Annotated in this window: 20 protein-coding genes; 9 read left to right on the plus strand and 11 right to left on the minus strand. The window is 68.4% G+C overall.

All coding sequences use genetic code 11. From position 1 onward, the window contains the following. Window positions 1–842 precede the first annotated feature (842 nt). The 5 genes from A3CU_RS0130490 to A3CU_RS0130515 all read right to left on the minus strand — a co-directional run bounded on the left by A3CU_RS0130490 (window position 843) and on the right by A3CU_RS0130515 (window position 3249). A complete protein-coding gene (locus A3CU_RS0130490) occupies window positions 843–1340 on the minus strand; it encodes an SRPBCC family protein (protein WP_052372449.1) in 498 nt (165 codons plus the stop codon). A gap of 48 nt (window positions 1341–1388) precedes the next feature. Further along, on the minus strand, window positions 1389–1733 hold the full coding sequence (locus tag A3CU_RS0130495; RefSeq protein WP_027945460.1) for an ArsR/SmtB family transcription factor: 345 nt from the start codon (window positions 1731–1733) through the stop codon (window positions 1389–1391). Further along, a complete protein-coding gene (locus A3CU_RS0130500) occupies window positions 1730–2191 on the minus strand; it encodes an SRPBCC family protein (RefSeq protein ID WP_027945461.1) in 462 nt (153 codons plus the stop codon). Before A3CU_RS0130500 ends, A3CU_RS0130495 begins: the two co-directional genes overlap by 4 nt. A gap of 324 nt (window positions 2192–2515) precedes the next feature. After that, a complete protein-coding gene (locus tag A3CU_RS54755) occupies window positions 2516–2773 on the minus strand; it encodes a hypothetical protein (RefSeq protein ID WP_245617430.1) in 258 nt (85 codons plus the stop codon). After that, the gene (locus A3CU_RS0130515; protein ID WP_342668943.1) at window positions 2698–3249 is read right to left on the minus strand and encodes an MFS transporter; all 552 of its coding nucleotides are present in this window, start codon (window positions 3247–3249) and stop codon (window positions 2698–2700) included. Before A3CU_RS0130515 ends, A3CU_RS54755 begins: the two co-directional genes overlap by 76 nt. 76 nt (window positions 3250–3325) lie before the next feature. On the opposite strand from A3CU_RS0130515, the gene A3CU_RS0130520 reads away from it, so the two are divergent. Further along, window positions 3326–4084 (plus strand): alpha/beta fold hydrolase, encoded by a 759-nt coding sequence (locus A3CU_RS0130520; protein ID WP_027945464.1) that lies wholly within the window; start codon window positions 3326–3328, stop codon window positions 4082–4084. Window positions 4085–4103: 19 nt separating this feature from the next. Here A3CU_RS0130520 and A3CU_RS55810 read toward each other — a convergent pair whose 3' ends face one another. Next, window positions 4104–4364 (minus strand): DUF4279 domain-containing protein, encoded by a 261-nt coding sequence (locus A3CU_RS55810; protein WP_425388288.1) that lies wholly within the window; start codon window positions 4362–4364, stop codon window positions 4104–4106. A gap of 6 nt (window positions 4365–4370) precedes the next feature. Next, the gene (locus A3CU_RS0130525) at window positions 4371–5336 is read right to left on the minus strand and encodes a helix-turn-helix transcriptional regulator (protein WP_027945465.1); all 966 of its coding nucleotides are present in this window, start codon (window positions 5334–5336) and stop codon (window positions 4371–4373) included. Between the two features lie 94 nt (window positions 5337–5430). Between A3CU_RS0130525 and A3CU_RS0130530 the strand changes: the two genes are divergently transcribed. The 6 genes from A3CU_RS0130530 (at window position 5431) to A3CU_RS47500 (ending at window position 9937) form a co-directional block, all read left to right on the plus strand. Continuing rightward, window positions 5431–6117, plus strand: coding sequence for an alpha/beta fold hydrolase (locus tag A3CU_RS0130530; protein ID WP_027945466.1), 687 nt, complete (start codon window positions 5431–5433; stop codon window positions 6115–6117). 43 nt (window positions 6118–6160) lie between these two features. Then, window positions 6161–6727, plus strand: coding sequence for a GNAT family N-acetyltransferase (locus A3CU_RS0130535; protein WP_027945467.1), 567 nt, complete (start codon window positions 6161–6163; stop codon window positions 6725–6727). A 94-nt stretch (window positions 6728–6821) separates the two neighbouring features. Further along, window positions 6822–7283: a universal stress protein gene (locus A3CU_RS0130540; RefSeq protein WP_027945468.1), complete on the plus strand. Its 462-nt coding sequence runs from the start codon at window positions 6822–6824 to the stop codon at window positions 7281–7283. A 126-nt stretch (window positions 7284–7409) separates the two neighbouring features. Then, on the plus strand, window positions 7410–8432 hold the full coding sequence (locus tag A3CU_RS47495) for an Acg family FMN-binding oxidoreductase (protein ID WP_052372451.1): 1023 nt from the start codon (window positions 7410–7412) through the stop codon (window positions 8430–8432). 175 nt (window positions 8433–8607) lie between these two features. After that, entirely contained in the window at window positions 8608–8805 is a 198-nt protein-coding gene (locus tag A3CU_RS55455) for a carotenoid oxygenase family protein (protein WP_342668945.1), read from the plus strand. After that, a complete protein-coding gene (locus A3CU_RS47500) occupies window positions 8738–9937 on the plus strand; it encodes a carotenoid oxygenase family protein (RefSeq protein ID WP_342668944.1) in 1200 nt (399 codons plus the stop codon). The genes A3CU_RS55455 and A3CU_RS47500 overlap by 68 nt, the downstream gene beginning before the upstream one ends. Before the next feature lie 42 nt (window positions 9938–9979). Here the strand turns inward: A3CU_RS47500 and A3CU_RS0130555 are convergent, their stop codons facing one another. Both A3CU_RS0130555 and A3CU_RS0130560 read right to left on the minus strand, forming a co-directional pair. Next, entirely contained in the window at window positions 9980–10609 is a 630-nt protein-coding gene (locus A3CU_RS0130555) for an LUD domain-containing protein (RefSeq protein WP_027945469.1), read from the minus strand. A gap of 17 nt (window positions 10610–10626) precedes the next feature. Further along, window positions 10627–11088 (minus strand): nuclear transport factor 2 family protein, encoded by a 462-nt coding sequence (locus A3CU_RS0130560; RefSeq protein ID WP_043843132.1) that lies wholly within the window; start codon window positions 11086–11088, stop codon window positions 10627–10629. Between the two features lie 151 nt (window positions 11089–11239). Between A3CU_RS0130560 and sigJ the strand changes: the two genes are divergently transcribed. Next, window positions 11240–12163 (plus strand): RNA polymerase sigma factor SigJ, encoded by a 924-nt coding sequence (sigJ, locus tag A3CU_RS0130565; protein ID WP_027945471.1) that lies wholly within the window; start codon window positions 11240–11242, stop codon window positions 12161–12163. A gap of 633 nt (window positions 12164–12796) precedes the next feature. On the opposite strand, the gene A3CU_RS0130570 is transcribed toward sigJ, so the two are convergent. Further along, entirely contained in the window at window positions 12797–13792 is a 996-nt protein-coding gene (locus A3CU_RS0130570) for a tellurite resistance/C4-dicarboxylate transporter family protein (RefSeq protein ID WP_043843134.1), read from the minus strand. A gap of 354 nt (window positions 13793–14146) precedes the next feature. On the opposite strand from A3CU_RS0130570, the gene argS reads away from it, so the two are divergent. Beyond that, the gene (gene argS, locus A3CU_RS0130575; RefSeq protein ID WP_027945473.1) at window positions 14147–15907 is read left to right on the plus strand and encodes an arginine--tRNA ligase; all 1761 of its coding nucleotides are present in this window, start codon (window positions 14147–14149) and stop codon (window positions 15905–15907) included. A gap of 33 nt (window positions 15908–15940) precedes the next feature. On the opposite strand, the gene A3CU_RS0130580 is transcribed toward argS, so the two are convergent. Then, complete coding sequence (locus A3CU_RS0130580) at window positions 15941–16948, minus strand: amidohydrolase family protein (protein WP_027945474.1); 1008 nt, start codon at window positions 16946–16948, stop codon at window positions 15941–15943. Between the last annotated feature and the right edge of the window lie 63 nt (window positions 16949–17011).

The following is a 17011-nucleotide window of genomic DNA, read 5'->3' on the forward strand; positions in this document are numbered from 1 at the left end:
AAACAACAAGTGGTGTTCAGCACCGAACGGAGTGACACTCTTCGATCCCATATCGATGAAAATCGAACGCCACACCTGGCGCGGGAGCAAGATCGCCAACCCGTGGACCCACGCACTCCGAAACACCATCGCCTGACCGACTCGTGGAGAGCCGGATGCCGGGAAACTGGCACGTCCGGTTCGGCGGAGCGGCACGGGGAAACGACCCGGCGAAAACCGGGAACCGCGCCCCGTGCCGACTCCAACGATGCCACCGGATGGGGCTTCAACCTGGACGAAGAAACCGGCCAACTGACAGTGACGACCCCAACCGGACGACAGCACCGAACCCAACCAGAAACGATCCTCAAACCCACCGTCGAAAAACCCAACAAGTCCACAAAGGACAACCCACACGACGACACACAGAAGCCGCCCTTCTAATACGGCAGTGACACTTCGATTGGGGAGTTGGTGCGCGTCTACTCGGCCTCAACGGCATGCTTGGCGTTGGCGGTCAGTTGCGGCGGGCTGGTGTGAACCGCCAGAACCGTTTCGACAAGGTCCTCACGTGCTGTACCAACCGAGATCGAGTGCGGTTCCAGCCCAATCCGAGGTACCTGGACGGCGGCGTCGGCCCAGCCGCCTGCCGGACGATCTGGGTCCATCGCCACGCCAGCGCGCGTCCTGACCATGCCGGAGATCCGCCGCCTGCTCCTGATCGTCAAACCCAGCCACCACCTGTCCCACCTGCCGCACTGGTCAAACTGGTGCCGACATCACCAAGCCAGCGCCCGGCGAGCCCACTACCGGCGCAGACTCGCCACATAGATCGCGAGATATCGCTGTCGTGCCAAGCGTGATCACGAACTCTCCCGGATGCGGCGGGCCTTGTCCGCGCTGCTGCCGCGCGGCATACCGCGGCCGACCTCGACGTACTGACGCAAGCTTTCGAGGAAGTGATCCCAGCCGCGCGTGCACTGCTCGATGCACTCCAGCTCCGGCGTCAGACCGTGGTGGCGGAACTGGAGTTCGGACGCGTCGCCACCGACCGGGGTGATGGTGAAGGTCGGATGCGTGTCGACCCAGTCGGGGAGAAAGTCGCAGGAGGTGACGGTCCATTGCACCGAAAACGGCCGCGTCGCCTGATCGACATGCATCACGCACGGTTCAGGAGGATCGAAGGAAAACCGGAGTTCGCCGCCGGTGTCGCCGGATCCCGTGGCATCCGTCCACCAGGCCGTCAGGCCAGAGGGGGTGGTAAGGGCGTCGAACAGCTTGTCCGGATGTGCCTGCACACGGATCGTCTTCTGATAGTCCCCGTTCGCGTGCGTTGCGTGGGGTTGTTCGGCGTTCGTCATTGGATTGGTCCCTTCCTTCGGGCCCGTTTCACCCGTGGGGAAACGGGCCTACTCAGTTTTCGACCGCAGCGCCTGGATCGACTCGGCGATCGTCTTGATGCGACGCAGGCGTGCGTCCCACGCCGCACCGACCGAGGCCAGTTGCTCGACGGCACGGGAGAACTGCGCTTCATTGACGACGTAACGCACCTCGCGGCCGTCCTTGCGGGACACGACCAGTTCGGCGCGCTCCAGGACACCCAGGTGCTTCGCGACCGCCTGGCGCGTCACCGGCAGGTGGTCACTCAGGCTCGTCGCCGTGCCGGAGCCGTCGGCGAGCAGCAGGTCCAGCAGGCGACGCCGGGTCGGGTCGCCGATGGCCGCCCACAGCTCGTCGTCGATCGTCGAAGTCACGACCGAACCAGGCCCGCCGCGTACGCCGCCAGGTTCGGGAGGTGCTGGTCCCAGCCGACACAGTGGCGGTGGTAGTACTCCTCGAGCTGCTCGGCCTCCCAGCCGATCTCCCGGAAGCCGGCCTCGGTCAGGCGCAACAGCGTCCCGCCGTTGGCAGGCGCCAGCTCGAACGTCACGAGTAACGAGTTCTGCGGCGTCGCCGGCTCGTCCTCTGGGTGAACCCAGCGGAATACGAATCGCCGGGGTGCGTCCGTCTCGACGACATGGATCGGCACGACGAGCGTGCCGAACCCGTCCCGCCGCCGCTTGGTCATCCGTCCGTCGCCGCCCGGCACGGCCGGGAACGACGCGTCAAAGCCCCACCATTGCGCGATGTGCTCAGGCTTCGTGATGACCTCGAAGACTACGTCGGGAGTGGCGTCGATGTGGATCTCGCGCGCAATGGTGCCGTACTCCATGGCTCCCTCCAATGATTCGCAACCATTGGTTGCAATTTAGCCCATGACACCATGACGCGCAACCTTCGGTTGCATGATCGGTTGGCACGGAAGGCGGAACAAGCGCCTCACGGTTTTGTTGCCCCACAACTGATTTTCGCTCGGCTTGATCGTCCTCGACGGACGCTGTCGCGGAGAAGCTCAGCCGTGTCCCGGCGCGTGGTCATCGAGGAGTGCGAGAGCCTGCTCGCCAGGGGGCGTGTTCGCGGCGACGACGAGCCCGTTCACGGTGATGGCGAGGGCAGGACGCCGTAAGCGCCGGCTGAATCGCCGAGCCACCAGTGACTAACGGTCCTCGACAGACGCTGTCGTGGAGAACCGGCGTAGGCCGGGCGTGGTCGCGCCGACCAGTGCCACGGCCCCCACACAGAGCAGGCCACCGCTCACCAGCGCCACCAATCCCGAGGTCGCGCCGGCGATCAGGCCGCCCCGCATGTTGCCCACGTCCGGGCCGGCCTGGCCGACGATCAACTCGGCGGCCGCCACCCGGCCGCGCAACACGTCCGGGGTATTCGACTGGACGATCGTGCCGCGCGAAACCACCGAAACGGTGTCTGCCGCGCCGGCAAGCACGAGGAACGCCAGGCCGACCCACGGGTTCGATGCGATTCCGAACAGGGCGAGCGCCGCACGTCGACGCGGTCGATCATCGCCCCGGCGAACAGCCCGAACAACAGGAGCGGAATCGCCTGGGCCAGGCCGACGGCACCCGTCCAGACGGTGCTGTTCGTCATTTGCCAGACCTGGTACATCACCGCGACCAGAGTCATCTGGCTACCGAACCCGGAGAACACCCGGCCGATCCACAACCGGCGAAACGCCGGCGACGACCGCAGCGGAGCCACGTCAACGAGCGCGTGTTTTACGGCCATGCCTTGCCACCGGTGCCTTTCGCCTCGCCGTGAGTGCCGAGGGGCCATACTTCTACACCGGTTGCCCGGTTGACGATCACCTGGCGCGCTCACTGCTGCGTTACGCCGATCACCGGGACCCGCTCGGCGACTGAACTGGTTGCCCATGAGATGTGCGGTCACCGATGAGTTTGCGGTGGCCGGGTCGTACTCCCTCTAGACCCACTTCAGAGAGAGGAACATCATGGGTGACTACGAAACGGTGAACGAGGTCCGGACCTGGTACGAGGCGACCGGCGAGGGCGAGCCGCTGGTGCTGCTGCACGGCGGTTTCAGCGACGCCCGTGACTTCGCCGGCAACCTCGGCACGCTCCCCTTCCGGATCTACACCCCGGAACGTCGCGGCCACGGGCACACCCCGGACGTCGAGGGTCCGATCACCCTCGACCTCATGGCCGACGACATGATCGCCTTCATCGACAAGGTCGTCGGCGAGCCCGTCCACCTGGCCGGTTACAGCGCCGGCGGGATCGTCGCGCTGCTGGTCGCCCTCCGCCGCCAGGACCTGGTCCGCCGGCTGGTGCTGGTCAGCGCCGCCTTCCACCACAGCGGCATGCTGTTCAGCCCCGCGGCAGGGGGCGAGATACCAGAGCCGATCGTCGCCCGGTACGCCGAGGTCTCCCCCGACGGCCGCGACCACCTACCGGTGGTGGCCGCCAAGATCGCCGCGGCCGCCACCGGCGAGCCGTCGCTCACCGAGGCCGATCTGCGCGCCATCGGCTGCCCCACCCTGGTCATGGCGGCAGACGACGACATCGTCACGCTGGAACACACACTCGCCCTCTACCGGGCGCTTCCAGCCGGCGAACTGGCCGTCGTCCCCCGCACCTCGCACGTCCTCCTGCATGAGAAACCCGCGCTTTGCGCGCGGCTCGCCGAGCAGTTCCTCACTGCCGAGCCCGCCGCCGTTTTCATGCCGATCCGGCGAGCCGAACAGGCGTAACAGCGCCTGCCCGGTCCCATTACCGGAGTGCCCCCACCACCGCCTGCACGCGTGGTGGGGGCGCTGCCTCAGCCGTACTCATCCTGCGTGGAAGCAGACGGTTCATCACACAGGCGATCTGCTCGGCGACCTGCAATCCCGGTTCCCGGCAGTACACCGCCCACTGGTGAGCCCATGGCCTGGGCGGGTCGGGCCACCGACTCCCCATCGTCCGGATTTCATCCGGCTCGACCAACAACCGCGCCGTCATCTCCGCCGCCGTTACCCGACAGCTGAACAGCGTCTTCTAGACCTCCTTGGGTGCCAGGGCTGCAGCGAAGCGCGTAGCGACTGCGGCGACGGCGGCACGCAGTTCGTCTCCGCCGTCGACCCGGAAGGCGAGCGGCACGGTCGCCAACCATTCCTGCGCATACATCGCCGGGTTGTTGGTGCTGCCGACGAGCACGCACCCGTCCCCCAGTGGTTCAAGCCGTCCCATGGGAGGCCGGATCCAGGGCGCCACTTCGGTTAGCGGAGCGTCGAACACGACGCGGGTGGGGAACGCCCACCCCGTGCCCAGGTTCTCCTCCAGCGCCGCGACCGGGTCGAGGTCGTCGGGTGGTTCGAACTCGTGCGGGGTCTGTCCGACCGCACCAACCCGGTCGACCCGATAGGTGCGGATCGCGTCCGCACGATGGGAATGGCACAGCAGGTACCAGCGGCCGTGGCGGACCACGACCGCCCAGGGGTCCACCTCGGCCGTCCACTCGTTGCCGGTCTCGCTCCGGTACGTGATCGACACCCGGCGCCTGGCGGCGACGGCGGCGACGAGTGCGCTGGTGGTGGCGGGGTCGGGGTGGGCCGAGTCCCGGTCGGGCGCGGCCGCGGCGTGCTCGCGCAGCACGGCCGCCTGCCGGCCGACGTTCTCGGGCAGCGCCTGGATGACCTTGCCGAGAGCGGCGCCGACGGGGTCGCCGGCGTCGGTGGCGGCCGGCTGACCGTCGAGCACCGCCATCACCAGGCCCAGCGCCTCGGCCTGGGTGAACACGATCGGCGGCAGCCTCGTGCCGCGCCGGAGCCGGTACCCGCCATGCGGGCCCCGGGCCGACTCGACCTGGATGCCGGCCTCCCGGAGGATCCCGACATAGCGGCGGGCGGCCCGCTCCGTGACGCCCAGCCTCTCGGCGAGTTGGTCGGCCGTCGTGCCGGGGCGGGCCTGGAGGATCTCGAGGGTGCGCAGCGCCCGTGCGGTGGGACTCAGGTCACTCGGCACGCGGCCAGACTACCTCCAAACCGGAAGCAGATTGTCCGGAATTGGCTCTAGCATCACGCGTCATCCCGACCGTGCTGGAGGAAGAGAACTGATCATGGAGATGCTGCTCATCGCCGGCCTGTGGCTCGACGGATCCGCCTGGGACGACGTCGCGTCCGAACTCCGGTCGCTCGGCCATCGCCCGGTGCCGCTGACCCTGCCCGGCCAGGGCGATGGATCGGCCTCCGCCACGCTCGACGACCAGGTGGCGGCCGTGCTCACCGCCGTGGACTCGGCCTCCGGCAAGGTCATGGTGGTCGGGCACTCGGCCGCCTGCACCCTGGCCTGGCTGGCCGCCGACGCGCGACCGGAGAAGATCTCCAAGGCGGTCCTCATCGGCGGCTTCCCGGCCGCGGACGGGAAGGCCTACGCCGACTTCTTCGAGCTGCGGGACGGCGTCATGCCCTTCCCCGGCTGGGCCCCGTTCGAGGGCCCCGACTCGGCTGACCTCGACGAGGAGGCCCGGCGCGCCTTCGCAGACGCCGCGCTCCCGGTGCCTGAGGGCGTGGCCACGGGCATCGTGCGGCTGACCGATGAGCGACGCTTCGAGGTCCCGGTCGCCATCGTGTGTCCCGAGTTCACCCCGGCCGAGGCCAAGGAGTGGATCAACGCCGGCGACGTGGCCGAACTCGGGAAGGTCAAGCACCTCGACTTCATCGACATCGACTCCGGCCACTGGCCCATGCACACCAAGCCGGCCGAACTCGCCCGGCTCCTCGCCGCGGCAGCCGAACCGGCCTGACCAGACGCCGCAGCCGAAAGAGAAGCCGCGAAAGGAGTCAAGCGTGTCGTACAGGATCCGGCCTCTCGACTCCTCGACCTGGGACGCTTTCGCGGAGCTTGTCGAGCGCAACAACGGGATCTTCGGCGGCTGCTGGTGCATCGGCTTCCACCCGGAGCACGGCCGGAAAGGGATCGGCCGCCGTGCGGTCAAGGAGGATCGGGTCCGGACCGATCGAGCCCATACCGCACTCGTACTCGACGAAACCGGCCTCGCACAGGGGTGGTGCCAGTACGGCAGCCCCGAGGAACTGCCTGCCATCAAACACAAACGCGAGTACCACAAGGATGCGCCACCGCGTCCGGACTGGCGGATCTCCTGCTTCTACGTCGACCCGAAACACCGCGGCCAGGGCATCGCCCGCGCGGCGCTCAAGGGCGCGCTGGACCAGATCTCGCAGGCCGGCGGTGGTCTCGTCGAAGCCATCTCCGAGGTGACCACCGGCCGTCAGGCACCAGGCCGGTTCCTGTTCAGCGCGACCGTCGAACTCTTCGAGCAGTTCGGCTTCACCCGCGACCGGCAGGTCGGCAAGCATGCGTGGATCGTCGGCCGGGTGGTCGATCCGGCGTGAACGAACTCCCCTTCTCCCCGTGACTTTGTGCCCTGGCCGGCCCGGAAAGTGGCGAGCAATCTTTCGGCCGTAGGGGGTGGACACGGAGGGATCGATGACAGGCCAACGCAAGATCGTCGTCGGTGTCGACGGCTCGAACCAGAGTGAAGCCGCCCTCCGTTGGGCGCTGGAGGAGGCCACGGCGCACAGTGACCAGGTTCGCGCGGTGCTCGTTCGCGCGAGGGCCGAACTGCTCCCCGGTACGTCGTACGCGATTCAGCCCTACGGACGCCGGCCGGTCGGGGAAGACGAGGAGTACTCCGACCGGCTGCGGACCACGGTGCAGAAGGTCCGGGAAACCCTGGACAACCCTCCGCCGGTCATCGAAGCCGTGCTGAACGGCGACCCGGCCGCCGAACTGGTCAAGGAGTCCGCGCACGCCGACCTGCTCGTGATCGGTTCGCACGGGGCGCGGCTGCGCGACGTGCTGATCGGCAGCGTGGCCGTCTGGTGCGTCCGGCACGCGCACTGCCCGGTCCTGGTCATCACGAACGAGGCCGCACAACAGCTGGGGTGACCACTCCGACCGCCACCGCGGCTTGTGGCACGAAGGTCCCTCGAGCTAAGGCCTTCCTGCTCTGCAGCGCGCCGGCGTTCCTTTGCCAGGTTGAGGACAGTGGACGGGTAAGAGAAGGCAACTGCGATGGACCCTGGGCTTCCCGACGACTACACCGTGTACTCCGCCCTGGCGCTGGCCGTGCGCGCACCATCGCTGCACAACTCGCAGCCGTGGATCTGGCAGGTCGGCGCTCGGACCGTGCAGCTCTACGCCGACCGGGAACGGCTGCTGCCCGAAACCGACCCGGAAGGCCGCGACCTGCTGCTCAGCTGTGGCGCGGCACTCCACCATCTCCGGGCCGGGTTCGCCGCCCTTGGCTGGCGGACGGAGGTGCATCGGCTGCCCGACCCGGCCGAGCCCGACCGCCTGGCGGCGATCGAGTTCCATCCCCATGAGCCCAGCCAGACCGAGATCGCGCTCGCCGCGGCGATCCCGCGCCGGCGGACCGACCGGCGCCGGTACACCTCGTGGCCGGTACCAACGGGGTATCTAGAGGACATGGCCGTGCAGGCGGCCGATGAGGGCACCGTGTTCCGCACCGCGGACGGCCCCGCCCGCGACCACATCGCGGCGGCGATCCGCGAGGCCGCGCGTGCCCACGCCAGTGACCCGGATTACCAGGCCGAACTCGCGGCGTGGAGCGGACGTTACGAGTCGCCCGAAGGGGTGCCCGCGGCGAACGTGCCGGCACCGGACGAGACCCCCGGCGCCCTACCGGGACGGGGCTTCGCCGAGCCACGTCTCGCGCAGCCGAGCGCAGCCACCGCCGAAGAGGAATACGAAGACGTGCTGGCCGTGATCGCGACCGCCTCCGACGACCCGATGTCCCAGTTGCGCGCCGGTGAGGCGACCAGCGCCGTGGCGCTGCTGGCCACCAGCGTGGGACTGGCCAGTTGCCCGTTGACCGAGGCGCTGGAGATCCACGACACCCGCGACCTCATCCGCAGCCAGGTCACCGGCGGCAACTTCCCGCAGATGGTGCTGCGCCTGGGCTGGGCGCCGGTGAACGCCGATCCCCTGCCCGCGACCCCCCGCCGCCCGCTCGAAGAGGTCGTACGGGACCTCCCGCCCCGGCCGGCGGGCCCGCCGCGAACAACCTCGCGTTGAGGTCCCGGTTTCGGAATCGACGGCCTCGCGGCGCAACGTAGGCCGGACGTGGCCGTGCCGGTCTGGACCAGTTTCCGGCTACCCCACCACCGATTTCCGGCTACCCCCACCACGGATCGAGGTGTGCTCCGCATGGTCCGGGTGTCCGATACCTACGAAGCTTCCCGGCATGACGATGAACAAGTACCTGTCTGGGCCTTTCGCCCCGGTCACCGAGGAGGTGACCGCGTTCGGCCTTCCGGTCACCGGGCGGATTCCGGCCGAGTTGTCCGGCCGCTACCTCCGCAATGGTCCCAATCCCCTCGGTGGAAGACCCCGTCGCGCACCTGTGGAACTTCGGCGAGGGAATGGTACACGGAGTGCGGATCCGTGACGGCCGCGCGGAGTGGTACCGCAATCGCTGGGTCCGCTCGTCCTCGATCTCGGACCAGCTCGGCGAACCTGGCCACGGACGGGCGATCACCGGGCCGGACTTCGGTCCCAACGTGCACGTGATCGGGCACGCCGGCCGCACGTTCGCACTGGTCGAGGATCTGCTTCGGCCCTACGAACTGGGATACGAGCTGGACACGGTCGGGCCGTGCGATCTCGGCCGGACCGAGGACGGGTTCAGCGTGAACGCCCACGCGAAGCACGACCCGCACACCGGTGAGCTGCACGCGGTCGCGTTCTATTCGGGTCTGGACTACGTCAAGCACATCGTCGTCGACCCGGACGGCTCGACGATCCAGGCCACCGACATTCCGGTCCCCGGCCGGCCATACATGCACGACTTCGCGCTCACCGAGCGGTTCGTCGTCGTCTACGACTTGCCGGTCACGTTCGGCGCGGCCGCTCCGGCGTCCGGCCGATGGATCCCGTACGTGTGGAATCCCGAGCACCCTCCTCGAATCGGCGTACTACCGAGGTCCGGCGGTCCCATCCGATGGTTCGACGTGTCGCCCTGCTTCGTCGGGCACACCCTCAACGCCTACGACGACGGTGCCTCGATCGTGATCGACGTGATCCGGTTCGGACCCGGCTTCGAACCGGCTGACATCGGCGGCAACCGCCCGATGGTGGACCGCTGGACGATCGACCTGGACACCGGCAAGGTTGACGAGCGACGCATCGACGACCGTCCGCAGGACTTTCCCCGCGTCAACGAGTCTCTCGTCTCCCGGCCGCACCGCTATGGATACACGGCGGCGAGTTCGCTGTACGCGGCACACGAGCCCCGCGCCACCTTCACCAACGCGCTGATCAAGCACGACTTCGCCACCGGCCGCTCCGAGGCCCACCAGTTCGCTCACGATGCCGCTGCCGGCGAGGCCGTCTTCGTGCCCTCCGCCGGCGCCACGGCCGAGGACGACGGGTACCTGATGTCCTTTGTGCACAGTCCGGAACGCGGCGCGGCCGACCTGGTCATCCTGTCCGCACAAGACGTTTCCGGCGACCCGCTTGCGCGCATCCACCTGCCCGGCCGGGTCCCGCTGGGCTTCCACGGCAGCTGGCTGACCGATTAGCGGCGTCCCCGCCGGGTGCGTTCGGCGGGGACACACCCGGTGTCAGAATCCGATGGCTTCGCGGAGCAACAGGACGGTGCCGCGCCCGGGGTAGGTTTCCGCGTTCATGATGAGAAGGCGGTTGACGGCGCTGGGAGACCCGTAGACCTTCATGGCGCGTTCGCTTTCCAGCGGGAGGCAGTGGTCTTCGACGCGACGCAGCGCGGTGCTCAGGTCGGGCACCACCTTCTGCGCCCCGGCGATCCAGATCGCGCGCGCGGCGCCCCCGGAGTAGGCGGGTATCTGGCTTCCGCTGCCCGAAGCGACCACGATGGAGCCGGTTTCGGTGATCGCGTGGACGCTACCCAGGACGACGTCGGGGCTGGCGAACATCCGCCGGATCTCGTCGCCCTGGGTGGCGCGGTCCATGGCCAGGCCGCGTGGCCTCAAGGCGTCGTATCGCCCGCTGGCGTTGATGTCGTCATCGATGCCGGACAGGCGGAGGGTCTCGCTGGCCGCGGTGAACACGGTGGCGCCCTCGGGGATCAGCTCCTTGACGCGGGTACGCGCGGCCGCGACGTCGTCGAGGATCTCGACGGTGAACCCGCTTTCTTTCAGCGCGGCGGCCGCCCGCTCCAGACGCTCCGCGGATGCCGGTTCGGCGAACGGTGTTGCTGGGATCTGAGTAGTCATGGTGCCTCCTGGGTTGGTCATGCTGTGGTCGGTCCGGCTGCGCTTGGCGCCGAGCCCGGCAGCGGGGTGTTGTCGACGTACCGGACTTCGTAGACCCGCTCGGCGAACTTCCAGCCTTCGTCGGTGCGCTGGTAGCGGTCGTGGTAAATGGCGTAGTTCAGGTGCGAACTGCCGTCACGAAGGCGTACGACCTCGTGCATGTACGCGCGGCCGGTCGCGGTGTCGCCGTCCAGCTGGATCGAGCCCGGGTGCGTGTTCTGCACGAAGAAGTCCCACATGCTCTGTAGCCGCTCGCCCCCGGTGCGGATCTCCTCCCGGCCGACCGCCTCGGTGGGGACGTTGGGCATCCGCAGCACACCGTCCGGGGTGAACAGCGACGCGAGGCGGGCGCGGTCGCGCATCATCGCCGCGTCGGTGAACTCGCCGCGCAACGCCTCGATCTCGACACGGTCAGCGATCGCCTGAAAGTCTGATGTCACCGAATCTCCCGCTCCGTGGATGATTTGTTCGTCTCAGCAGTACGACACCGGAGCACCCCGGAATGTCAGGCGGCGTGCCCCACCTCACAATTCAGTGCGCTGTCTTGTCGAACTGATGAGGGCAGCAACGACCAAGGGAGCCGGCGACACCATGACAACCGAATTCGAGCCGGGACACCGTCGCCCCGATCCGGGTCTGAGCGCGATCATGAGCGAGCGGCGTCAGCTGATCAATCTCGCGTACCGGCTCCTCGGCTCCCTGGCCGATGCCGAGGACGTCGTACAAGAGACCTACGCCCGCTGGTACGCCATGCCCCGGCAACAGCAGGAGGCCGTCGAATCCCCTGGCGCCTGGCTGACGACGGTCGCCAGTCGCATCTGTCTCAACCTGCTCGGCTCGGCACGTGCCCGGCGAGAGACCTATGTGGGCGAATGGATCCCCGAGCCGCTACCCGAACGTACGGAGTTGATCAACAGCGCCACCGTCGACCCGGCCGACCGCATCACCCTCGACGAGTCGATCAACATGGCATTCCTCGTCGTGCTCGAATCCATGACCCCGGCCGAACGCGTCGCGTTCATCCTGCACGACGTCTTCCGCTACCCCTTCGCGGACGTGGCCGAGATCGTCGGCCGGACGCCGGCGGCCTGCCGCCAGCTGGCCTCGTCGGCCCGGCGCCGCATTCGTGCGGCGCAGGCTCCGGCGACCCCGACCGCCCAGCAGGCCGACGTCGTCAGGGATTTCAAGCAGGCATGGGAAGCCAGGGACATCGACGCCCTCATCGGCCTCCTGGACCCCAACGCCACGGCGGTCGCCGACGGCGGCGGCTTCGCCAACGCCCTGCTCCACCCGCTCGAGGGCGGCGAGGAGATCGCCCGCCGCCTCCTCGGTTTCGCCAGCAACAGACCCGAGCTGACGCTCCTGGAGCGTACGGTCAACGGACAGCCCGGCGTGGTTGCTCAGGAGGATGGCGTCATCGTGGCTGTGACGGCGTTCGACGTCGCAGGCGGCCGGATCAAGCACATCTGGTCGGTACTCAACCCCGAGAAACTCCGCCCTTGGACAACGAACTGACACGCGCCTGTCAGGCCGCGGCGTACCGCCAGGCCTGGGGGATACCGTCACCACCAGCACATCCGTGCGAACCCCGGAACACCGTCCCCGGCGAGTCCCCGGCCCAGACACCCGAGTTCCCGGTCCAAACACCCGAATTCCGGGTTCAGACACCCAAATTCCGGGTTCGGGCAGCCGAATTCCCGGTCCAGGCAGCCGAATTCCCGGTCCAGGCAGCCGAATTCCCGGTCCAGGCAGCCGAATTCCCGGTCCAGGCAGCCGAATTCCCGGTTCAGCGTGGCCGCGCGGCGTCGTCATCGCATGGAGTTGGACATCGGCGTTGACCAACGCGGACCATGTGACGGAGCTGAGGCGGAGTGATGTGTCCGAACCCCGCGGCAACCAGAGTGCGGGCCTACGCTGGCCACCAGCAAACCATCCCGTCCGCTGCCCCGTGCCGGTCGACCGTCCTGGCGCGCTGGGGCCCACGGAGGAGTGATGACCAGTGACAACCGCATTCGTGCTCTGGGGTGGTGGCAGTCTGGGCGCCGTCCAGCCACCGTTCACTGGCTCGACAGCGGCAGCCCCAAACCGGGCCTCGCCAGACCGCTGGGCCATTTTCATGACTGAGTTGTTCGTGCCCGCGACGGCGCATCACCGGCTCCCCCGTAGCCAGCGACAGCACGCGACGAGCATGGCCACGAACGTCACCGCCCACACCGCCAGCGCCGCCCACGCTTCGTTCTCGCCCAACACGACCAGCCATGGCGTGCCGATGGCGTGTCCGAGCTGGGCGCTGGCCACGCCGTACATGCCCACCGGGAACACCATGCTCCACAGGTCACTGCCATAGCGCGGCCGCACCCGGCGGACGAGGTGCCGCCACACGCCCAGGGCCAAAAGCAGCGGGATCAGCCAGGTACAGAACGACCACAACACCATCGAAGCGCCTGCCAGGATGTCACGCGGCAGCAGGCGCGCGGTGCCGGGGACGGCGAGCAACCGGGCACCGGCCAGGACCGTGATCGCCGCGGCCCCCATGAACACCCAATAGGGTGGAACCAATTCCCGTGCCCGCACCGGCCGCACCAGCAGCCGAGCCAACGCCAGCCCGGCCAGCAGCAGGTACAGCACCAACCCGATCGCCCAGCACACCGAGGCTCCCGCCGCCAGTACCGTGGACGGGCCCACCCGGGAGAACGTGGTGACTGCGACGGCCACCGACTGGGTGCCCACGACCCAGTTGAACCAGGTGCCGTTGACCTGCTCAAGCATCGGACGACGGCGCGGATCGGCGATCAGGCCCAACGGCACGCCGTAGTCGAGGACCAGCCAGCCCAGCACACCGACGACGAGCAACACGGTCGCCGGCCACCACCAGCCGTCCACGGCCAGCTGCGCGGCCAGCACGTTCGACGCGGCAACGAAGGTGATGAACGCGAATCCCTGCGGGCTGACCACATCGGCCAGCACCTGCCGCGGCCACCGCCACAGGCGCCACCCGGACATCACCACCAACCCGACATAACCGACCAGCCCGACCAGCAAAAGCGCGCTGGACACGGCCGGAAAGCCATCGCTGTGCAGGGCGGTGGCCACGACGCCGGTGGCCATGACGAACGCGAACACACCCGGGTCGAGACCACGCACGACCCGCCCCCACGCCACCCAAAACGGAGGGCGTTCGCGTGCTGGTTGCTGACCCACGCAATCGACTCTCGGCTGGTGGCGTCACCGGCTGTCGCCGGAGCAGATCCGAAATCCCCGAGCCGGCAAGGTGGACCAGCAGCCCGGAAGCGATCTCTAGATCCTTTATAGACGGTTTGCTCCCGCTCGCCGGGAACGAGGCAGGTCCGAGATTCCATGCCGTCGACGGCACCCGCTTCGACCACGACCCCAATGCCCGCAGGGCCGTGATCGTCCAGTTCGGACCGCGGAATTCAGCCGAACGTGACCCGGCCGAAGCGCCTGGGACAATAACGTGAAAACGAAGGAGAAATCTCAGTGAGCAACCACGAGGTACAGCCACTGCTCGGCCAGGTCGCCACCATCGTGTCCGCGGCGATCAACCGGGCACGTCCCGAACTGGCGGGAGCGGACCCCGTGGTACGTCGCTCCGAGCACGCCGACTTCCAGTCCAATGCCGCGCTCGCGCTGGCCAAACGCACCCGCACCAGGCCCGCCGACCTCGCCGGCGAGCTGACCACCGCGCTCGACTACGCGGAAGTGATCGGTTCGGTCGAACTGTCCGGGCCCGGATTCCTCAACATCACCGTGCCCGACCACGCCGTCTGGGGCCAGGTGTCCGCACGGCTGGCCAGCCCGCGGCTGGGTGTCGGCGCCCCGGAGGAGGGGCGGCGCACGGTCATCGACTACTCCGCACCCAACATCGCCAAGGAGATGCACGTCGGGCACCTGCGCACCACCATCATCGGGGACAGCCTCGCCCGCGTGCTCGGCTTCCTCGGCGCCGAGGTGATCCGGCAGAACCACCTCGGGGACTGGGGCACCCAGTTCGGCATGCTCATCCAGTACCTCGACGAGCACCCCGACGCCACCTGGCGTCACGACGAACTATCCGGCAACACCTCGGCCGTGTCCGCCCTCGACGAGCTGTACAAGACCGCTCGCAAGGTGTTCGACGCCGATCCCGCCTTCGCCGACCGCTCCCGTCAACGGGTCGTCGCCCTGCAATCCGGCGAGCCCGCCACGCTGGCGCGGTGGAAGGAAATCGTCGCCGAATCCGAAAAAGCCTTCCACGACATCTACCACCGGCTCGGCGTGCTGCTCGCCCCCGAAGACTCCGTCGGCGAGTCGTTCTACAACCCCGTGCTCGCCGACACGATCGCCGAACTCGTCGACGCCGGAATCGCCGTCGACAGCGAAGGCGCGCTGGTGATCTTCTCCGAGGAGGTCACCGGCCCCGAGGGCAACCCCGTGCCGCTGATGGTGCGCAAGAGCGACGGCGGCTACGGCTACGACACCACCGATCTGGCCACCATCCGCTACCGCATCCACGACCTCAAGGCCGACCGGCTGCTCTATGTCACCGACTCTCGGCAAGCCCTGCACTTCCGCCTGATCTTCGAAGCCGCCCGGCGCGTCGGCTGGCTCACCGACGACATCGAGGCCGCACACGTGCCCTACGGCACCGTCCTCGGCCCCGACGGGCGCCCGTTCAAGACGCGCGCGGGCGGCACCGTGCGCCTGATGGACCTGCTCGACGACGCGGTGAACCGCGCCCGCGCGGTCGTCCAGGAGAAAGACTCCGGCCTTGACCCGGCCGAGCTCGACCGGATCGCCGAACAAGCCGGCATCGGTGCGGTCAAATACGCCGACCTGTCCACCTCCCGGACGAAGGACTACGCCTTCGACGTCGACCGTATGGTCTCCCTCACCGGCAACACCGGCGTCTACCTCCAATACGCCCACACCCGCGTCCGCTCCATACTCCGCAACGCCGGCGACCCCGAGATCACCATCGACCCCAGCGTTCCGCTCGAACCCGCCGAACGCGCCCTCGCCCTCGAACTGGACGCCTACAGCACCACCCTCGCCGAGGTCGGCGCCAGCCTCGAACCTCACCGGCTCTGCGGCTACCTCTACGACCTCGCCCGTGACTTCACCACCTTCTACGAAGCCTGCCCAGTCCTGAAGGCCGGCGAACCCGTCCGCGGCAACCGCCTCGCGCTGTGTCAACTCACCGGCCGCACACTCGAGCACGGGCTCGGACTCCTCGGCATCACCGCACCCGACCGCATGTAACTCCTCGCGGCGACAGGACGGTTCCGGGTGTTCTTACGCGACCTGTACGCGGCTGAGTGAGTCGGCGAAGCGTGCGGGCGTAAGGTCGAGCGCGCCCGGAACCCAGCACGGTGGGCACGGACTGCGCACGTCGGTCATGGCGGTGAGCACGTCCTCGGGCGTGAGCCCGACGGCCAGCAGAGCGTTGACCTCGCGCGGGTTGACACCCAGCGGTAGCGGTCCGTTGCCCAGATCTGTTCCATAGTGGACAACGCCCCCATGCTCGACGAAGCGCCGCAGGTTGTCCGTCGCGGTACGCAGCTGCGGGGTGTCAGCGCCGAATCCGTGAATGTCCAGAGTGCTCACCCAGCTCATTCCCTGCGCCACATCGGCCAGGAGCCGGTCATCGACGCGTTCGGTCCACGGGGTGTGTGCCAGCCGTTCGATGCCGTTGTCGCAAGCGAACCGCGTCATGCCTTCGCCTTCGACGTGGGCGATGACGCCGAGACCGGCGTCATGCGCAGCGGTGACGATCGCCGCGAGCACGGAGGCCGGCAGCACCGGGCCGGCGGCGGAGTTCAGCGCGACCTTGATGGCACGCGCGCCGACCTGCTGCTGCTCACCCACGGCGGCCGCGGCATCGAGTGGTGAACGCACTTCGCGGAAGCTCCCGGCATCGGCCCAGGACCGATCACTGGGATAGCCGCGTGGGGCCGTCAGGAAGGCACCAACCACCTGCATCCTCGGCAGGGCCGGGTCGTCGGCAGGCAAGTGTGCCTCGAGCGCACCGGGAGCGCTTCCGAGATCGTGTACCTCGGCGATCCCGCCCGCGCGAACCGAGCGGAGATCCACGAGTCCACAGTGGACGTGTGCGTCACGCAGTCCAGGAAGTACGAATCCGTCGAGTTTCCTGATCCGGGCGCCGGCCGGAACGGCCTCGGGCGCGACCGGCCCGGAACCGGCCGGAACACCCTGGTGGAGGCGCAGTGCGCACCGGCCGAACCAGCGGCCGGAGCCCCACCAGGCCGAGTCGGCCAACAGCCATTCATCCGCGATGTCCACGTTCTACAGCCTCATCTCCGTGCGCACTGCGTGCCTGATCCGAGCCCGATCACACTAGTCCCG

The organism is Amycolatopsis taiwanensis DSM 45107 (genome assembly GCF_000519205.1).
GTDB classification, from domain to species: Bacteria; Actinomycetota; Actinomycetes; order Mycobacteriales; family Pseudonocardiaceae; genus Amycolatopsis_E; species Amycolatopsis_E taiwanensis.